The following is a 17,918-nucleotide window of genomic DNA, read 5'->3' as shown; positions in this document are numbered from 1 at the left end:
ACTTTGCGATGAGTAAATACATTCGTCCGGTGGACTTCGGCCGTTTCGAGCACATCGGGTACGAATACCAGCATTTGTATGTCGGCGAAACTTGCCGCGTGATCGGGAGCAGTGTCGCCGCGGGTGGCGCCGCCCCGACACAACACACTCACGAGGTGGATCAGCTCTACTACGTCGTCGAGGGCGAGATTCATGTCGTGCTGGGCAGTGAAGAATTCGTTGCGGGACCCGATACGCTCGTCTACATCCCGGCCGGGACGCCCCATCACAATTGGAACGCTTCGGATGATGTGAACGAATTCCACTTCGAGGTGCTCGCTCCCGCGCCTTTCGCCGACGCACCGGCGTGGCAGCTGACGGACTCCACCGATGCGGGTGATCGGCCCTACTTCGTCAAGACATTCGGCGAACCCGACGGGGATGGCAAGGGCTGGGGCCGCACCATCCTCATCGACAAGACGGATCAGTGCGACTCGATGTTCCTCTACCGGGCCACCATTCCGCCGGGCGCGGCCGGGCCCGACCTCCACGTCCACCGGGACTACGACCAGTTCTACTTCATCCTCGAGGGGCAGCTCAACGTGCAGCTGGGCCTCGACGAGTTCGTCGCCGAGGCCGGCTCGCTCGTCGTCCTGCCCGCGGGCATGCCGCATCGGCAGTGGAACGCCAGCGACCGGCCGGAACGCCACCTGTCGCTGATCACTCCCGCGCCGGAACCCGGTGTGCCGGGCGACATTCCCGTTCACTTCGCGGAATTGGCCCGAGACCGGAACTGAGACGATGAGCCTACATGTCGCCATCATCGTCGGCAGTACGCGGCCGGGCCGCAAGTCCGAGTCGGTCGCCCGCTGGATCCATGAGAGCGCCCAGGGACGCGACGACGCGATCTTCGAAATCGTGGATCTCGACGACTGCGGACTTCCGCTGCTCGACGAGCCGCAAGCGGCCCGCAGCGGCGTCTACGCGAACGCGTACACCCGGGCATGGTCGGAGCGGATCGGAGCGTTCGATGCATTCATCTTCGTGACGCCGGAGTACAACGGATCGATCCCCGGGGTGCTCAAGAACGCCATCGATTTCCTGTACCACGAATGGTGCGGAAAAGTCGCGGCATTCGTCGGCTATGGATACCGCGGCGGTGCGCGCGCGATAGACCATCTTCGGCAGGTAATGAACGACCTGACCGTCATCGATGTGCCGACCGCGCTGGAGCTGTGCATCTTCGAGGACTTCAAGAATCACACGCTGTTCGTGCCGCGCGCCGAGCAGAGCGCGAACCTCGACGTGGTCTTGGATGAATTGATCGGACAGAGCGCGCTCGCGAAACCAGGACTGGCCGAATGATTATCGGAGTATTTGTGATATGAGCAACGGCCGGATCTTGACAACACATACCGGCAGCCTGCCCCGGCCTCCTGAACTGATCGGATTGTTCGGGAAGCAGGCCGGGGACACTGAACTACTGCCGTGTATTCGGAGCTCGGTGACCGATGTGGTCCGGCAGCAGGCGGCGAGCGGAATCGATATCGTCAACGACGGCGAGTTCGGCAAACCGGTACTCGGAGAGATCGACTACGCCGCCTTCACTCGATACCGCTACGAGCGGCTCAGCGGCTACACGATGGTCGAGATCGACGAACGAGAGCTTGCTGCCAGTGGCCGTGATCGGCGTGACTACGCGGATTTCTATGCTGCCGGCGAGGCGGCGATGAGCCCGAACGGCAAGCAGATCGTGGCACGGTGCGTCGGTCCGATCACCTACACCGGAGCCTCGAAGATCCAACGGGACATCTCGAATCTCGAGCAAGCTGTCCGGGATGCACGGGCACACGTGTCCGGCGCGTTCCTCTCGGCCATCGCGCCGCACGACCCGGATTCGCCCGGTGAGTACTACGCGACCGCCGAAGAGGAGGGCGATGCGCTCGCGGCAGCCTTACGCGAGGAGTACCGCGCGATCACCGGTGCCGGGATTTCGATCCAGATCGACGATGCCAGGCTGGCGGCCACGTTCGAAAGTAAATTCTCACTCGACTGGGATCTGAAGGGATTCCGGAAGTGGGCGGGCCGTCATATCGAGCTGATCAACTTCGCACTCGAAGGGATTCCGCCGGAACTGGTCCGGTATCACCTGTGCTGGGGCAGCTGGAAGGGGCCGCACAGCAGCGATATTCCCTTGGCCGAGGTAGTGGACCTGCTACTGCGGGTCAATGCGTCCCAGTATGTTGTCGAGGCCGCGAATCCACAGCATGAGCACGAGTGGGCGGTGTGGCGAGAGGTCACGCTTCCCGAGGGGAAGAAGCTCGTCCCCGGCGTGGTCACACACAAGACCAATGTCGTGGAGCACGTGGAGGTCGTGGCCCAACGCCTGACGCGGTACGCGGAGGCTGTCGGGCGCGACAACATCATCGCCGGTACCGATTGCGGTATGGGCGGCCGCATTCACCCGCAGTTGGCGTGGGGCAAGTTGCGGGCATTGTCCGAGGGGGCCCACCTGGCGAGTACGCGTCTCTGGTCCTGATCGGATACGCGATTCAGAGTTGGTGCCCAGCCGAGTAACAAGACCGTCGACGTCATCGAGGAATGGCTCCGGGATAGAAGGTGAGGTTGACCGTGGGTAAATCTTCAACAGGGCATGCCTGGCCCAAACCGAAAGACCCCGGAATCTCCGCGCGGTGGTCGTATCGGCTGCATTCGATATTGGTCCCGAACCGGCTGTACCGGTGGTTCGCGGAGCTGCTGGAGCGCAAGCCGCGAGCGTACCGGGCATTCACCGCGGTCGAGCGCGTCAGCAAGGAGAAGCTCTTCGGCTGCCAGATGTGCGGGCAGTGCGCGTTGCCGGTTACGGGGTATGCATGCCCGATGACCTGCCCGAAACAGCTGCGCAATGGGCCGTGCGGCGGTGTGTCCAGCGATGGCCGGTGCGAGGTGTACCCGGAGGTGCGCTGCGTCTGGGCACTCGGTTACGAACGAGCCGAGCGGGCAGGCCGCGCAACGGATTTCGATCTGCTGCAGTTGCCGGTCGACAACCGAGAGCGCGATCGCAGCTCGTGGGTGAATTACTGGCTCGGTCGCGACGACGATCTGGCAGTGACCGTCGAGCCGCGGCCGGCGCTCGTGTCGAAACCGGCACTGCGCCTGAGTATCGAGGTGATTTCTCGTTGACCGGCAAGGTCGAGAATTTCGGAGGTTTCCGGTGAGTTATGCGATCGAGGGTGGTGAGGCACCAAGTGCCCTGCGTTCTCTGCGGGAGATGATGTCGGGTCGAGATCACGCCTACGGCGGATGGTGCATGCTCCCCAGCGCGCTGGCGACCGAGATCGTCAGCGCCGCAGGGGCCGACTGGCTGTGCATCGATCTGCAGCACGGGCAGATCGACGAGGGCGAGATGCGGGCGATGGTTCAGGCCGCCGCGATACGCGGTACTCCTGCCGTCGTTCGAGTGCCATGGAATGAACCGTCCTCGATCATGCGGGCGCTCGACGCCGGTGCCGACGGGGTGATCATTCCGATGATCAACTCGGGGACCGATGCACAGGCCGCGGCGGAGGCCACGCGCTTTCCGCCGCGCGGCACGCGGAGCTGGGGGCCGTTGCGCCCAGCGATGACCTATCCCGGATACAGCCCGGAACTGGCAAACGAACTGGCAGTTTGTCTGGTGATGGTCGAAACCGTTGAGGCCGTAGCGAATATCGACGCGATTCTCGATGTCGCCGAGGTGGACGGGGTGTTCGTCGGGCCGAAGGATCTCGCCATCTCACGCACCGGCCACGTCGCGAATGCCATCGACTCGCCGGAGAGCCTGGAGATGTTCCGGAAGATCGCCGCAGCCTGCCGGGCCCGTGGGCTGGTCGCGGGCACTATTTGCGATACCGCCGAAGAGGTGCGGTTGTGCCGCGAGATGGGCTACTCGCTCATCGCATTGCGGCCGGATGCGGTGCTGCTCGGAGATTCCATGCGCCAACAACTTTCCGCCGTACGTGTAGATCGACCCGTGAAGGACGTGGTTTGACATGAGCAAGGTTGTCATCGGGATCGGCGCATCACATGCGACGATGGCCAACACCTACCTCGACAAGACCAAGGACCAGGTGCTCGCGCAGCGGTACATGTCGGGCATCCGAGAGGCGCATCGCCGGATCGGGGAGGCTCGGCCCGACGCGGTTATCGTGGTGGGGTCCAATCATTTTCAGGGCTTCTTCCTCGACCTGATGCCGGCGTTCACCATCTGTTTGGCCGAGGTCACCGGCAAAGGGGACGGCGGTACGCCGACCGGACCGTTCAATGTCGACTTCGAGCTGGGACGCAGTCTTGCGTGGGGGCTGCAGGAGCGAGACTTCGACATCGCGCTGTCGCTGCGTCAGGAAGTGGATCACGGGATCGCGCAGATGGTTCAGTTCTTCACCCCCGATCAACACGTCCCGATTGTGCCGCTGGTAGTCAATACGTTCACGCCTCCGTTGCCGGGGCTGCGCCGATGCTGGGCATTGGGTGCCGCAATCCGCGACATCGTCGAGAACGACGGTGCGGATCGGCGAATCGCGGTGATCGCCTCGGGCGGGTTGTCGCACACGTTGCCGTTCATCCCGAAGTGGTACGAGGAGCTCGGCGAGGACGAGCAGATGATCGTCGACGCACTGTATCGCGGTGCGCCACAAGAGGATTATCACAAGCAGCGCGTCGAGATCATGAAGAACGCGCAGCCGATCGTCAACGCGGAATGGGATGAGCAGTTTCTGCGCAGCATCGAGACCGGAGACTTCGAAGCGGTGCTCGCGCTGACGAATGAAGAACTGGAGGATCTCGCGGGTAATGGCGGACAGGAGATTCGCTCCTGGCTGGTCGCTGCCGCCGCGGCCGGTGGAGCGGGAAGCAAGATCTCGTATTCGCCTCTGACCGAATGGTTCACCGGCATGGGCGTGGCCGCGATGGGCGAGGCGGCGAGCCGATGAGCGGACTTAGGCTGACTCTCGCGTGCGATGCCTACGACCGCACACAGGCACTTCGCACAGGCGAGGTGAGAGCGGCTGGTATCGACCTGAACTACCTGTGCCTGCCGGTGGAGGAAACCTTTCATCGGATGATCAAGTACCGGGAGTTCGACGTCGCGGAACTCTCGCTGTCCAGCTACGTTCTCACACTCAACGACGACGAACCGCCGTTCATCGCGATTCCGGTCTTCCCGTCGCGCTCGTTCCGGCACAGCTGTGTCTACATCAATACCGCTGCGGGGATCGGTGAGCCGGAGGATCTGATCGGTCGGGTGGTGGGCGTGCCCGAGTACCAGTTGACCGCAGCGGTCTGGATCCGCGGCATTCTCGCCGACCACCATGGGGTCCCTTGGGATTCGGTGCAGTACCGGACGGGAGGGCTGCACGCCCCGGGACGGGCGGAGAAGATCGCTTTGAACCTGCCGGACTCGGTCGATATCGCGCCCATCCCCGAAGGTCGCACGCTGGCGGAGATGCTGGTGACCGGGGAGATCGACGCATTGCAGACGCCTCGTACGCCACAGCCGTTCAGGGACGGAAACCCAGAGGTGGCACGGCTTTTCGGAGACTGCCCGGCCGTGGAGGCCGACTACTTCGGCAAGACCGGAATCTTTCCCATCATGCATGTCGTGGTGATCCGACGGGAGGTATACGAGCAGAACCGATGGATCGCACGATCGTTGTACACCGCGTTCGAAGAGTCCAGGCGCCGGGTCATGGCACACCTCGACGACAACGCCGCGCTGCGCTGCATGCTGCCATGGCTCCCCGAGGAGGTCGCGCGGACGAGAGCCATTATGGGCCAGGACTATTGGTCGTACGGACTGGATCGCAGCGACCCCACACTCGCCCAGTTCCTGCGCTACTCCTACGAGCAGGGGCTGGCAGGACGACTGTGGGAGCCCGAGCAGCTCTTCGCCCCGGAAGCTGCGGAGCCGGTCATCGTCTGACCGAGCGTGCCGAGCGGTAATCGGCCTGGGCCCGGTGTGAAGTTTCCGCGGAAAGATCCGCGTGACTTTCGCACCGGGCCCTTCTTACGTAATGTCCACGCGTCATTCGGGAAGCGATGACATTGTGCGGTGGAAATTCCTGAGTCCGGCCGCTGTAATCTATTCCAGTCGCTGTAATGCATATCACAGAGCGACATCCTGAAATGAGGCGTCCGCATGACATCAATTGAAAAGTCCCGACAGTCGGTGAAGTTTGCCGTGATCGGGCTCGGTGGGCAGGGTACGGGTTTGGTTTCCCTCGCGCTCAACGAAGGGCATCAATTGCTCGGTGCTGTCGACATCGGCGATAAGGTCGGCAAGCAGATCGCCGAATTTGTCGATAATCCGCGGACGCCCGATGCGCTCGTCTATGAATCGATCGATGATCTGATCGATGACGTCGGTGCACCCGATGTCGTCCTGATCGCCGCCTCTATTCCGCTAGAGGAGGAGGTGAATATCTCGGAGCCTCTGCTGGCCGCGGGGATCAATGTCATCACCCTCGAAGCCGATCTTTTCGAGCCGCTCGGTGCGGCGGCCGAGCGGCTCGACGCCGCTGCGAAAGCCGGGGGTGCGACGATTCTGGCAACTGGCATCCAGGACATCTGGTGGTTGCATCTGCCGGCCTTGGGTGCGGCCGCCAACTCGCGTATCGAGCGAATCGAATTCCACGACATCGGTGACTTCACCGACCTGCCGCCCGAATCGGGTACCTACGAAGCCGGCATCGGTCTCGGTAAGGCGGATTTCGCGGTCTGGGCCAAGCCCCATCTGGAGAATCCGCCGGTGCAGGGCGCCCCACTGCGTGAACTGGCACGGATGCTCGGCTTCACGCCCGGTGAGACCACGCACAGGATCACTCCTATCGTGCGAGATACCCCGGTGCTGTGGCCCTCGGCCGAGCGCGAGTTGGCGCCCGGAACGGCGCTCGGCGCACTGTTCGAGGTCGAGTTCCCCACCGAGGAGGGGCCGGTGTTCTCGGGCACGCTGCGGTTCTCGATCCTCGATGAGGATGAACGGGACAACGGCAACGGATCGGTGAACTCGGTGCTCATTCGTGGTGACGTCGAGGTGAGGATGGTCTTTCCCAGCTTCGCGACTCTGCATCACGTCCAGTTCAGCCCGGTGCGGCGCATCCCCGACGTTCTCGCGGCGGCGCCGGGTCTGATCCGGGCCGCTGATCTACCGGCTCCGCGCTATTCCCACCCGGGCGACTGATGCCCGCATGTTGACGGGTGCATGCGCCTCCGAGGGGCACAAAGTGTCAGATCCTTTCGTTCTGATCACCTCGAATTCGGGCATTTCGTTGACTCGATGGAATCGCCCTGTTGCAATTGCAATGTCTGTCTGATGGCCACTGTTCGAAAAGACGACCTCTGCGGTTCGTATTCATGAAGGAGTTCTCGTGACCGTTTTGTATCTGGGATTCAAGGAAGGGCTGATGCGCGTCGATGTCGACGGCCGTCGCGCAAAAGCGAATTGGTGTTTCAGGAACGCCGAGACATTCTCTGTCGCAGTCGACCCGAAGGATTCGCGTTACGTCTACGCGACGACGATCGGTCAGGGTGTCTTCCGCAGCGATAACGGCGGTCGGACATTCGAGCAGACAATGGCCGGATTGAATTCGCCCTTGGTATTCGCCTCGTCGGTGAGCGCGTCCGAGCGGACCAACGCCGGTGGTGTGCTCTATGTCGGCACCATGCCTTCGGCCATGTACCGGTCCGAGGACGGTGGCCGGACCTTCCGTGAGCTCGAGTCGTTCCAGGACCTGCCGGGTCTGCAGGAGGCGGCCTGGCCTCCCACCCCGGCCACCCACATGATCCACATGATCGCGACGTCGTTCAATCGCGAAGCCACGGTGATGGCCGGTATCGAGCTCGGTGGCGTGGCCAGGAGCAACGACGGTGGCGAGACCTGGGAAAAGACCGAGGGCGGCGCCGACTGTCATCAGCTGCTGTTCCACCCCCTGGCACCTGATCGGGTGTACGAGTCCGACGGCGCGGGTTTCGTCGAATCGCGGGACAACGGCGACACCTGGGCACTCGACTTCACCGGTATCCCGGAAGAGTTCGCCTACTTCTACGACATGGCCGTCGATCCCGGTGACCCCGACAACGTGCTGATCACCACGGGATGGAACCAGTACCAGGCGCACGGCATCAACCCGTACGCCTACCAGAAGGGCTTCTACCAGGGAGCGTTCAACCGTAACGACACCCTCGCCGAGACCTACTCCACGATCTACCGCCGGCAGGGCGACAACGCCTGGAAGGAAGTCCGCGAAGGCTTGCTTGCGCCGCAGGGTCACGAACTGGGGCGCTTCGCGACTGCGGTCGGCGACGACAAGGGGACCCTCTACTACGTCACCATCCCCGGCGATATCTACCGCACCAAGGACGGTGGTGACACCTGGTCCAAGCTCGATGTCGAATACCCCGCCGACGCTGAGCAGCTCATGCTGCACGTCGCTCGCGCCACGAAGGAATGACCGATATGTCTGTTCGCGATGAGCTCGACAAGAAGTTCGCCGAGTTGGACAACGAGTCCAAACTCACTATCACCATGCTGGGCTTCTCTCAGTGCGCCGCTGGCTACAAGCGGTTTCTCGGCTTGAATCAGCTGCATCACAGTTACAGCTTCCTGTACACCGAGGAAGCGGTGTCCACCGCCGAGGCGACCGATCCGATCGTGGCGGAAAGCGTTGCGCAGCTGCGGGACCTGGTCAAGGAAGCCGTGGCAACGCCGCGGCCGTTCCACGACGAGGAGTTCCGTCCGGTAGGGGCTGCCTACGAACGGGACTTCCTGTGGAGTGACACGTTCGAAGAGCCGGTCTTCTACGACATTCGCCACGCGGCCCGTGACGGTCTCCGTGCGATCGAAGCCAAACTCCCGCCGCGCGCTTGATCGAACCCGATGGAAACAGCACCCGCCGCACCACATGATCGTCGGTACGGCGGGCGCTTGTTTCGTGCGCATCGGACCGCTTGCGGGAGTGGGTATCTCGTGAGACGTCGATGCTGTGTCCGGGGGAATTAGGGCGAAAGCATCCCTCGACCAATGAAATTCGCATAGGACCGCCATGCGAGCGCGCGATCGTGTGGTCAGCAATGAAGACCACGAGGAGTTTCTCGATGACATTGGCCGCGACACGGGAGTTGACCGTGACAGCGAAGGACGAAATCGCGGACGGTGTGGTGGCATTGACGCTGGCACATCCCGACGGCCTTCGACTGCCGGATTGGGCACCGGGAGCGCACCTGGACCTGATCCTGCCCAACGGGATGACCCGGCAGTACTCGTTGTGCGGAAATCGCTGGGATGCCTATCGATATCAGATCGGTGTGCTGCGGACGCCGGACGGCCGTGGTGGCTCCGCGTACGTCCACGACACGCTCACCGTGGGCGACTCGGTGGCCGTAGGCGGTCCACGAAACAACTTCGTTCTGGTCCCCGCGGCGCGGTACCTGTTTCTGGCCGGCGGCATCGGGATCACGCCGATCATGCCGATGATCGCCCAAGCCGAACTTCTCGGATCCGCATGGCGATTGTGCTACGCGGGGCGGCAGAGGCGCACTATGGCTTTCGCCGATGAGCTTGCGGCCTACGGGGACAACGTGGTCCTACAGCCGAGTGATGAGTTCGGACGACTCGACCTGCGTCGATGGCTGCAGGCGACGTCCTCCGAGACGGTCGTGTACTGCTGCGGCCCGAGCAACATGGTCGATGCGGTGCGGGAACTGTGCGTGGAGTGGCCCGCTGGTCGGCTACGGATCGAACGTTTCGTGCCGAAGGTCGGCGGGCCGGTGACAGCCAATCGTGCGTTCGACGTCGAATTGCGGCGGTCGGGATTGGGCATCACGGTGTCGCCGGGACAGTCCGTACTCGAGGCCGTCCAGCAGGCCGGGGTCGGGGTTCTGTCCTCCTGCGGACAGGGTGTCTGCGGCACCTGCGAGACGACCGTGCTCGCGGGGGAGCCCGACCACCGGGACTCGATTCTCGACGATTCCGAACGAGAGGCAGGCAACTGCATGTTCATTTGCGTCTCGCGATCGCGCTCGGACCGACTGACTTTGGATCTGTGAAGGAGTAACGATGACGACGATCAGTCCGCCGGTCAGTGATATCGATCCGTTCGCGCTCGACGTGCTCGAAAGCCCATGGGAAATGCACGCGACGCTTCGAGCCACCGGTCCGGTGGTGTACTTGAATCGCTACAACGTGTATGCGATGGCTCGGTACGAGCAGGTGCACGCCGCCCTGGTCGACTGGCAGAGTTTCGAGAGTGGCGCCGGCGTCGGGCTGACCAACTTTCGGCACGAGAAGCCATGGCGCCCACCGAGTCTGCTGCTCGAGGCGGATCCGCCCCGGCACGACGCGCCTCGAAACGTATTGGCCCGAATCATCGGCCCGCGAGCGCTGAGGTCGTTGTACGACCAATGGTGCCGTGCCGCCGAGGAACTGGTGGACGAGACGCTGGACGCCGATGAGATCGAGATCGACGCGGTGCCGCAACTGGCTGCGGCCTTTCCACTGCGGGTGTTTCCGGATGCGGTCGGGCTGCCGAAAGAAGGGCGTGAGCATCTGCTCCCCTATGGCGGCTTCGCCTTCAATGCCTTCGGCCCGCGCAACGAGTTGGTCATCGACGGTGAGCGTGACATCACCGGACACATGGCCTGGGTGAATGAACAATGTGCGCGGGACAAGTTGGACGATGTCGGTTTCGGTGCCCAGATATGGTCTGCCGCAGATCATTTCGACGTCAGCCACGAGCAGGCGCCGTTACTGGTCCGTTCGTTGCTGACAGCTGGAGTGGATACCACGGTCAATGGCATCGCGGCCGTGCTCTATGCGTTCGCGACCAATGGAGATCAGTGGCAACGGATGCGTGCGCGGCCGACGCTCGCCCGCACCGCGTTCGATGAGGCGGTGCGCTGGCAATCACCGGTGCAGACCTTCTTCCGCACGGCGACAGCCGATATCGACCTTGGGACGGCGGTGGTACCGAAGGGCGAGAAGATTCTCATGTTCCTCGGCGCGGCCAATCGTGACCCGCAACGGTGGTCCGACCCGGATCGGTTCGACCTCGACCGTGATCCGTCCGGGCATGTGGGCTTCGGCATGGGCATCCATCAATGCATCGGCCAGCATGTGGCGCGGCTGGAAGCGACCGCGTTGCTCACCGCGCTGGTGGCGCGTGTCGAGAGCTTCGAGTTGGCCGGCCCGGCCAAGGTGCGGCCGAACAACACGCTGCGTTCTTGGGACCGGTTGCCGCTGCGGATCAGACGGGTCCGCGCATGAGGAATCGCGACGATTCCGGTCGTCCGACGACGACGTCCGCGCGGGGCTCCGCCGCCGCGACGGCTCCACGGCACGATCCACTCTCCGGGAGGCAGTGGCATGGCAATTCCGAATAGGTTGCGGGTTCCGGGGTTCCGACACGACCCGGCCGGTACGCATCCCCCCTTGGACTCACCCGGCTACGGGTCGACGAAGCTTCGGCATCCACAGCACCCGCTGGTGCTTCTCCCACATCGGTTGACCGAGATCACCGGTCCGCTCCTCGGCCCCGGCCGGATCGATCCGATGGATGCCGATCTGACCGCGCAACACACCGGTGAACCCCTCGGCCAGCGGATCGTCGTCTTCGGTCGTCTGCTCGACGGCGACGGTCGACCGATTCCGAACTCGCTGATCGAGATCTGGCAGGCGAATGCGAGTGGCCGCTATCGGCACACCGGCGATCGGTGGCCCGCGCCTCTGGATCCGAACTTCGCCGGTGTCGGCCGGGCATTGACCGATGCCAACGGGCGGTACGAGTTCACCACCATCAGGCCCGGCGCCTACCCGTGGCGCAACCACGATAACGCCTGGCGTCCGGCGCACATTCATTTCTCGGTGTTCGGCACCGCGTTCGTCCAGCGCTTGGTGACCCAGATGTACTTCCCGGACGATCCGTTGTTCGGACAGGACCCGATCTTCAACGCCGTTCCGGAAGCCGCACGGCCACGGCTCATTTCGCGGTTCAGCCTGGAACGCACCACTCCGGAATGGGCGTTGGCCTTCGAGTTCGACATCATCCTGCGCGGCCGCGCCGCCACTCCGTTCGAGGATCCACACGATGAGTGACCGTTTGTTCGAGGCGACGCCGTCGCAGACTGTCGGGCCATACCTCCACATCGGGTTGAGCTGGCCCGATGGCCGTTACGTGGTGCCGGTGCGCACGCGCGAGTCGTTCTGGATTCGTGGTCACGTCTTCGACGGTGCCGGTGAGGCGGTCCCCGACGCCCTGGTGGAGACATGGCAGGCTGATCCCAGCGGGAGGTTCGAACACCCTGACGACCCGCACCCGGCGGAGGAGAAGTGGCGGGGTTTCGGCCGAAGTGACACCGTCTCCGGGAATTTCGCCATTCGCACGGTGATGCCAGGGGCCCTGCATGGGTACGGCGGTGTCCAGCAAGCACCTCATATCGATGTATCGGTTTTCGCGCGCGGCCTCCTGCACCGTTTGGTGACGCGCATCTACTTCCCGCACTTCGAAACCGCGAACGCGGCTGATCCGGTATTGACCGCGCTCGAGCCGGACCGGCGACAGACGCTCATCGCGGTGCCCGAGTATGGCGGATATACCTTCGACATCCACCTCCAGGGTGAGCGAGAGACAGTGTTCTTCGATGTCTGAGCTGTTCGATCCGATCGTGGCCACCGGACCCGTCGCCGCAGCGACCGGCGACGTCGCGTGGCTGCAGGCCATGCTCGATGCGGAAGCAGCGTTGGCTTGGGCGCAGGCCGACGTGGGGGTGATCACGGCGGCGCAAGCCGAGGCAATCGCCGCGGCTTGCCGTGCCGAGCTGTACGACGTGGGCGAAATCGGGCTGGCGGCAACAGGAGTCGGTAACCCGGCTGCCGCGCTGGTTCGCGCACTGACGGCGAGCGTCACCGATGTGGACGCCGCGGGCGAGGTGCACCGAGGCGCGACCAGTCAGGACATTCTGGACACCGCAGCCATGCTGGTCGCAGGCCGCGCCATCGATGCGTTGTTCGAGGATCTGACGGCCGCTACCGACCTGCTCGCAGCTTTGGCCGAACAGCATGCCTGTACCCCCCAAGTTGGGCGTGGCCTGCTCCAGCATGCGCTACCGGTGACCTTCGGGCTCACCGCCGCCGGATGGCTCTCGGCGCTGGATTCGGCGGCGGTCCGACTGACCGATGTTCGAAACCACGGTTTGGCAGCCCAATTGGGCGGTGCCGCAGGGACATTGGCGTCGCTGGGGGACGACGGTGCCGCGGTCCTGACGGCCTTCGCGCGGCGGCTCGGGTTGGCCGCCCCCGAAATCCCGTGGCACACCGACCGCGGCCGAATTGCCGATCTGGCCGGCGCACTGGGCTCGCTGACGGGGGCCGTCGCGAAAATCAGTCGCGACATCACGCTGTTGTCCCAGAACGAGATCGGTGAGGTCGTCGAGCAGGCCGACGGTGTCGGCGGATCTTCGACGCTGCCGCACAAACGCAATCCCATCGCTGCGGTGGCCGCTGCCGCTGCCGCCGCGCAGACCCCAGGGCTGGTCGCGAATCTACTTGCCGCCGCGGTGCACGAGCACTACCGCGCCGCCGGATCCTGGCACGCGGAATGGTTGCCTTTCGGACAGCTACTGCGGAGTGCCGGCACCGCCGTGCACTGGTTGCGAATCAGCCTGTGCCGATTGCAGATACACCCGAATCGAATGCGGAGGAATCTGGTCGACACCGGCGGTCTGCTGCTGGCCGAAAGGGTCACGACCGCGCTTCTTCCCGCAGTCGGCAGACTGGTGGCGCACGACCATGTCACCGGGTGCGCGCGCCGGGCAATCGAAACCGGAGCCGCGTTCATCGACTTGCTCGCCGGCGATCCGGTGATCGGCGCGCACCTCGACCGTGCCCGGCTCGAAGCCCTGTTGGAACCGTCCGGGTACCTCGGGAGCACCCGAATCTTCGTTCGACGTGCGATCCTGGCCTACCGGACACGGTCCATGTCGTCGGCCGCCCGACGCGATGATGGCGCGGTCCATGTCCAAGGTGACGTGCACGGCGACGAGCATGGCGCCCCGGTTCTCCTGATGAACGCGCTCGGTAGCGACCGGACTATCTGGGACGCGTATGTAGAACCATTGGCGGACAAAGGGTTCCGCGTCATTCGCCATGACATGCGCGGCCACGGCGATTCGCCGGTCCCTGCGGGCCCTTACGCGCTGTCCGACCTCGGGGGCGATGTGGTCGCTCTCATGGACCGGTTGGGCGTGGATACGGCGCATGTGGTCGGCATATCGCTGGGCGGTATGACCGGTCTCTGGCTCGCCGCCAATCATCCGGACCGCGTCCGCGGCGTTGTCGCCTGCTGCACGTCCGCAAAACCCGGTAACGCGCAGATGTGGCGCGATCGCGCGGCCCGAGCACGCGGTGAGGGTATGGCACGCATAGCGGACGAGAGCGTCACGCGGTGGTTCACACCGGAATGGCGCGCGACGAATCCTGAAATTACAAGGCACATGCGAAATCTCACAGCGGACACGCCCGCCGAGGGATATGCGGCGTGCTGCTCGGTCTTGGCGGAGCTGGACCTCACCGAGGATTTGGCCCGCATCGCCGCCCCGACGCTGGTGATCTCCACCGCGGAGGACCCGGCGTTCGCGACGGACCACGGACGCCGGATCGCCGCGGGTGTTCCGGGAGCGCGTTTCGAGCTCATCTCCGAGGCAGGGCATTTGGGGACGATCGAGCAGCCGGACCGATTCCTGCGATCGATCATCGAACAGCTGAGTCGGGACGATCGGTGAGTTGATGCCGGATTCGATCGAATCCGGCATAGACGTTCATGGTGTCGCCGCGTAGGAAGGCCACGAGGGTGAGGCCGGACTCCGCGGCCAGGTCGACCGCCAAGGAACTGGAGGCCGAGACAGCGCCCAGTATCGGGATGCCCGCCATCACGGCCTTCTGCACCAGTTCGAACGATGCCCGCCCGCTGACGATCAGTACGAGATCGTTGGCGGGCATGAGGTCCTGGAGCACGGCCCAGCCCAGGACTTTGTCGACCGCGTTGTGCCGGCCGATGTCTTCGCGAACCGCGAGTAGCGTTCCCTCGGCCGTGAAAAGCCCGGCGGCGTGCAGACCCCCCCGGTGGCTTTGAAAACCCGCTGGTGTGTACGCAATTGGTCGGGTAGTTCGGCCAAAGTGGTGCTGTCCATCGTGATGCCACCGGCGGGAACCGGGTATCGGGTGCGGGTGCGGATGTCATCCAGTGCGGTTTTGCCGCACAGGCCGCAAGCTCCGGTGGTGACGAAATTGCGGGCCGACACCGGGACCGGGGTACGCAGCTGAACATCGAGCACGTTGTAGTCGTTCTGACCGTCCCGGTCGATGCCCGCACAATAGCGGGCTCCCGCCACATCGGCGGCGGTGCCGATCATCGCCTCACTCAGGAGGAAGCCGTGCGCCAGTTCGATATCGCTGCCGGGTGTGCGCATGGTGACGGTCAGCGACTGTCCGTCGAGGCGTAGCTCGAGTGGTTCCTCGACCGCGAGGGAATCGGGGCGCTCGACAATGTGACCGGGGGAGAGCCGACGCGTCCGCTTGCGCGCGATGACTCTGCTCATGCGGGCTGCTTCGTATGGACGTGCGGTACCACTCGGATGGTTATCGCCTTGGACACCGGGGTATTGGATCGGTCCGCAACGTGGTCCAGCGGAACCAGCGGATTCGTCTCCGGATAGTATGCGGCCGCGTTGCCGCGTGGAGTGGAGTACTCGACGATGCGGAAGCCCGTCACTCTGCGTTCTGTCCCGTCGGTCCACTCGGAGACCAGATCCACCAGATCCCCACTCGCGAAACCGAATTCGACGATGTCGTGCGCCGACATCAGGACAACTTTGCGGCCGCCGCGCACGCCACGGTAGCGGTCGTCCAGGCCGTAGATGGTGGTGTTGTACTGGTCGTGGCTGCGCAGAGTCTGCAGAATCAACCGACCCTGCGGCACCGGGACCCAGCTCAACTGGTTCACCGCGAAGTTGGCTTTGCCGGTAGTGGTGGGGAATTCGCGCGCATCACGTGGTGGATGCGGAAGCTGGAAGCCGTTGCGGCGGCGGACTCTCGCGTTGTAGTCCGCGCATCCGGGCACCACCCGGGCGATCGCATCGCGGATGATGTCGTAGTCCTTTCGGAAATCACTCCATGGCACGGGATGATCCGGGCCGAACAGCTCCTGCGCGAGTTCGCAGACAATGGCGACTTCGCTGCGGAGGTGATCGCTGACCGGCGTGAGCCTTCCGGTGGACAGATGCACCATCGACATCGAATCTTCCACCGAGACCTGCTGTTTCACTCCCTCGTGGAGATCCAGATCCGTACGTCCGAGGGTGGGCAGGATGAGTGCGGTCCGGCCGTGCACAATGTGGCTGCGGTTCAGTTTCGTCGACACGTGAACGGTCAGTTCGCAATTGCGCAGGGCGGCTTCCGTGACCTCGGTGTCGGGGGTCGCCGCCGCGAAATTGCCACCCATCCCGACGAACACGGTGGCGCGGCCGTCGCGCATGGCGCGGATGGCGTCGACGGTGTCGTAGCCGTGTATGCGTGGGCTGACGATACTGAACTCGCGGTCCAGCGCGTCGAGGAAGTCGTCGGGCATCTTCTCCCACACTCCCATGGTGCGGTCGCCCTGGACGTTGGAATGGCCGCGGACCGGGCAGACGCCCGCACCCGGTTTGCCGATCATGCCGCGCAGCAACAGCAGATTGGTGGCCTCTTCGATGGTGGCGACGCCGTGTTTCTGCTGGGTCAGCCCCATTGCCCAGCAGAGAATGATTCTCTTCGATTCGGCCACAAGCGTTGCGGTGCGGCGAAGGTCGTCGTCGGTGAGTCCGGTGGCGTCCAGGATGGTGTCGAGATCGACTGCGCGCATGCTCTTCTGGTACTCGGCAAAGCCGGCGCAGTGCGTGTCGACGAATTCGCGGTCGACCACGGTGCCCGGCGCAGCGTCCTCGGCTTCGAAGAGCAGCTTGCCGATGCCCTGGAACAGGGCCATATCTCCGCCCAGGCGGATCTGTAGGAAGTCGTCGGCGATATCAACGCCTCCGGCAAGCCCCTTCACCGCCTGCGGATCGCGAAAGCCGAGCAATCCGGTCTCCGGCAGCGGATTGATCGCGACGACCTTGGCGCCGTTTGCTTTCGCACTCGCCAATGCGCTCAGCATACGGGGATGATTGGTGCCCGGATTCTGGCCCGCGACAATGATCAGATCGGCGATGCCGAAGTCGTCGATGGTGACCGAGCCCTTGCCGACCCCGATGGAACCTGTCAGCGCGGTACCAGAGGATTCGTGGCACATATTGGAACAGTCCGGCAGGTTGTTGGTGCCGAAGCTGCGCGCCAGGAGCTGATAGAGGAACGCGGTCTCGTTGGCAGTCCGGCCGGACGTGTAGAACAGCGCTTCATCCGGGGAATCAAGGTCGCGCAGATGATCCGCGATGATCCTGTAGGCGTCGGCCCACTCGATGGGCGAGTAGTGAGTCTCGCCGGGGCGCAAGGCCATCGGGTGAGTCAGACGGCCTTGCTGGCCCAGCCAGTAGCCGGATTTCCCGGCCAGCGCCTCGACCGAATGCTCGGTGAAGAACTCTGGGGTGACCGTGCGCAAGGTCGCTTCCTCGGCGACCGCCTTGGCGCCGTTCTCGCAGAATTCGGCCGGCCTCCGATGCCCCGTCGGCTCCGGCCAGGCACAGCCGGGGCAATCGAAGCCGTTTACCTGATTGACGCGGGTCAAAGTACGTGTTGTCCGGACGACGCCCATCTCGCCGATCGCGCGATTCAACGCGACTGTCACTGCTGTCACACCGGCCGCGAGTGTCTTCGGTGCGGTGATCGTTGTCGCCGTCTCGTCGATATCGTGCTGTGGTGCTGCGCGGCGCATCAGGTGAAT

Annotated in this window: 16 protein-coding genes and 1 pseudogene; 15 read left to right on the top strand and 2 right to left on the bottom strand. The window is 64.0% G+C overall.

Going from position 1 to position 17,918, the window contains the following annotated elements:
• The first annotated feature begins 8 nt into the window (after positions 1 to 8).
• The 15 genes from ACFXN1_RS26830 (at position 9) to pcaD (ending at position 14,787) form a co-directional block, all read left to right on the top strand.
• The gene (locus ACFXN1_RS26830; protein WP_379441588.1) at positions 9 to 776 is read left to right on the top strand and encodes a cupin domain-containing protein; all 768 of its coding nucleotides are present in this window, start codon (positions 9 to 11) and stop codon (positions 774 to 776) included.
• 4 nt (positions 777 to 780) lie between these two features.
• A complete protein-coding gene (locus ACFXN1_RS26825; protein WP_379441586.1) occupies positions 781 to 1,344 on the top strand; it encodes an NADPH-dependent FMN reductase in 564 nt (187 codons plus the stop codon).
• Between the two features lie 139 nt (positions 1,345 to 1,483).
• Entirely contained in the window at positions 1,484 to 2,518 is a 1,035-nt protein-coding gene (locus ACFXN1_RS26820; RefSeq protein ID WP_379441585.1) for an epoxyalkane--coenzyme M transferase, read from the top strand.
• A gap of 92 nt (positions 2,519 to 2,610) precedes the next feature.
• Positions 2,611 to 3,162, top strand: coding sequence for a methylenetetrahydrofolate reductase C-terminal domain-containing protein (locus ACFXN1_RS26815; protein ID WP_379441584.1), 552 nt, complete (start codon positions 2,611 to 2,613; stop codon positions 3,160 to 3,162).
• Positions 3,163 to 3,289: 127 nt separating this feature from the next.
• Entirely contained in the window at positions 3,290 to 4,009 is a 720-nt protein-coding gene (locus ACFXN1_RS26810; RefSeq protein WP_379441582.1) for an HpcH/HpaI aldolase/citrate lyase family protein, read from the top strand.
• Position 4,010: 1 nt separating this feature from the next.
• Positions 4,011 to 4,949: a catechol 1,2-dioxygenase gene (locus ACFXN1_RS26805; protein WP_379441581.1), complete on the top strand. Its 939-nt coding sequence runs from the start codon at positions 4,011 to 4,013 to the stop codon at positions 4,947 to 4,949.
• Positions 4,946 to 5,938: an ABC transporter substrate-binding protein gene (locus tag ACFXN1_RS26800; RefSeq protein ID WP_379441580.1), complete on the top strand. Its 993-nt coding sequence runs from the start codon at positions 4,946 to 4,948 to the stop codon at positions 5,936 to 5,938. Before ACFXN1_RS26805 ends, ACFXN1_RS26800 begins: the two co-directional genes overlap by 4 nt.
• A 216-nt stretch (positions 5,939 to 6,154) precedes the next feature.
• Entirely contained in the window at positions 6,155 to 7,195 is a 1,041-nt protein-coding gene (locus tag ACFXN1_RS26795; RefSeq protein WP_379441578.1) for a hypothetical protein, read from the top strand.
• 187 nt (positions 7,196 to 7,382) lie between these two features.
• On the top strand, positions 7,383 to 8,465 hold the full coding sequence (locus ACFXN1_RS26790) for a hypothetical protein (RefSeq protein WP_379441577.1): 1,083 nt from the start codon (positions 7,383 to 7,385) through the stop codon (positions 8,463 to 8,465).
• A gap of 5 nt (positions 8,466 to 8,470) precedes the next feature.
• Positions 8,471 to 8,881: a hypothetical protein gene (locus ACFXN1_RS26785; RefSeq protein ID WP_379441576.1), complete on the top strand. Its 411-nt coding sequence runs from the start codon at positions 8,471 to 8,473 to the stop codon at positions 8,879 to 8,881.
• Positions 8,882 to 9,108: 227 nt separating this feature from the next.
• Positions 9,109 to 10,059: a PDR/VanB family oxidoreductase gene (locus ACFXN1_RS26780; protein ID WP_379441574.1), complete on the top strand. Its 951-nt coding sequence runs from the start codon at positions 9,109 to 9,111 to the stop codon at positions 10,057 to 10,059.
• Between the two features lie 10 nt (positions 10,060 to 10,069).
• Positions 10,070 to 11,275 carry a cytochrome P450 gene (locus ACFXN1_RS26775; RefSeq protein WP_379441573.1) on the top strand — a complete coding sequence of 402 codons (1,206 nt, stop codon included), beginning with the start codon at positions 10,070 to 10,072 and terminating at the stop codon, positions 11,273 to 11,275.
• A gap of 99 nt (positions 11,276 to 11,374) precedes the next feature.
• Positions 11,375 to 12,103 (top strand): protocatechuate 3,4-dioxygenase subunit beta, encoded by a 729-nt coding sequence (pcaH, locus tag ACFXN1_RS26770; protein WP_379463692.1) that lies wholly within the window; start codon positions 11,375 to 11,377, stop codon positions 12,101 to 12,103.
• Positions 12,096 to 12,656 carry a protocatechuate 3,4-dioxygenase subunit alpha gene (gene pcaG / locus ACFXN1_RS26765; RefSeq protein ID WP_379443897.1) on the top strand — a complete coding sequence of 187 codons (561 nt, stop codon included), beginning with the start codon at positions 12,096 to 12,098 and terminating at the stop codon, positions 12,654 to 12,656. The genes pcaH and pcaG overlap by 8 nt, the downstream gene beginning before the upstream one ends.
• The gene (gene pcaD / locus ACFXN1_RS26760; RefSeq protein WP_379443899.1) at positions 12,649 to 14,787 is read left to right on the top strand and encodes a 3-oxoadipate enol-lactonase; all 2,139 of its coding nucleotides are present in this window, start codon (positions 12,649 to 12,651) and stop codon (positions 14,785 to 14,787) included. The genes pcaG and pcaD overlap by 8 nt, the downstream gene beginning before the upstream one ends.
• On the opposite strand, the pseudogene fdhD reads toward pcaD, so the two are convergent.
• Together fdhD and ACFXN1_RS26750 are read right to left on the bottom strand one after the other, a co-directional pair.
• Positions 14,756 to 15,603: pseudogene (gene fdhD, locus ACFXN1_RS26755) on the bottom strand (formate dehydrogenase accessory sulfurtransferase FdhD). The gene pcaD and the pseudogene fdhD sit on opposite strands and share 32 nt — an antisense overlap.
• On the bottom strand, positions 15,600 to 17,909 hold the full coding sequence (locus ACFXN1_RS26750; protein WP_379443901.1) for an FdhF/YdeP family oxidoreductase: 2,310 nt from the start codon (positions 17,907 to 17,909) through the stop codon (positions 15,600 to 15,602). The pseudogene fdhD and the gene ACFXN1_RS26750 overlap by 4 nt, the downstream one beginning before the upstream one ends.
• Positions 17,910 to 17,918: the final 9 nt, after the last annotated feature.

Source organism: Nocardia sp. NPDC059154, assembly GCF_042755705.1.
Taxonomy (GTDB): domain Bacteria; phylum Actinomycetota; class Actinomycetes; order Mycobacteriales; family Mycobacteriaceae; genus Nocardia.
The sequence above is the reverse complement of the archived record's forward strand: the minus strand, read 5'-3'. Positions and strand labels throughout refer to the sequence as shown.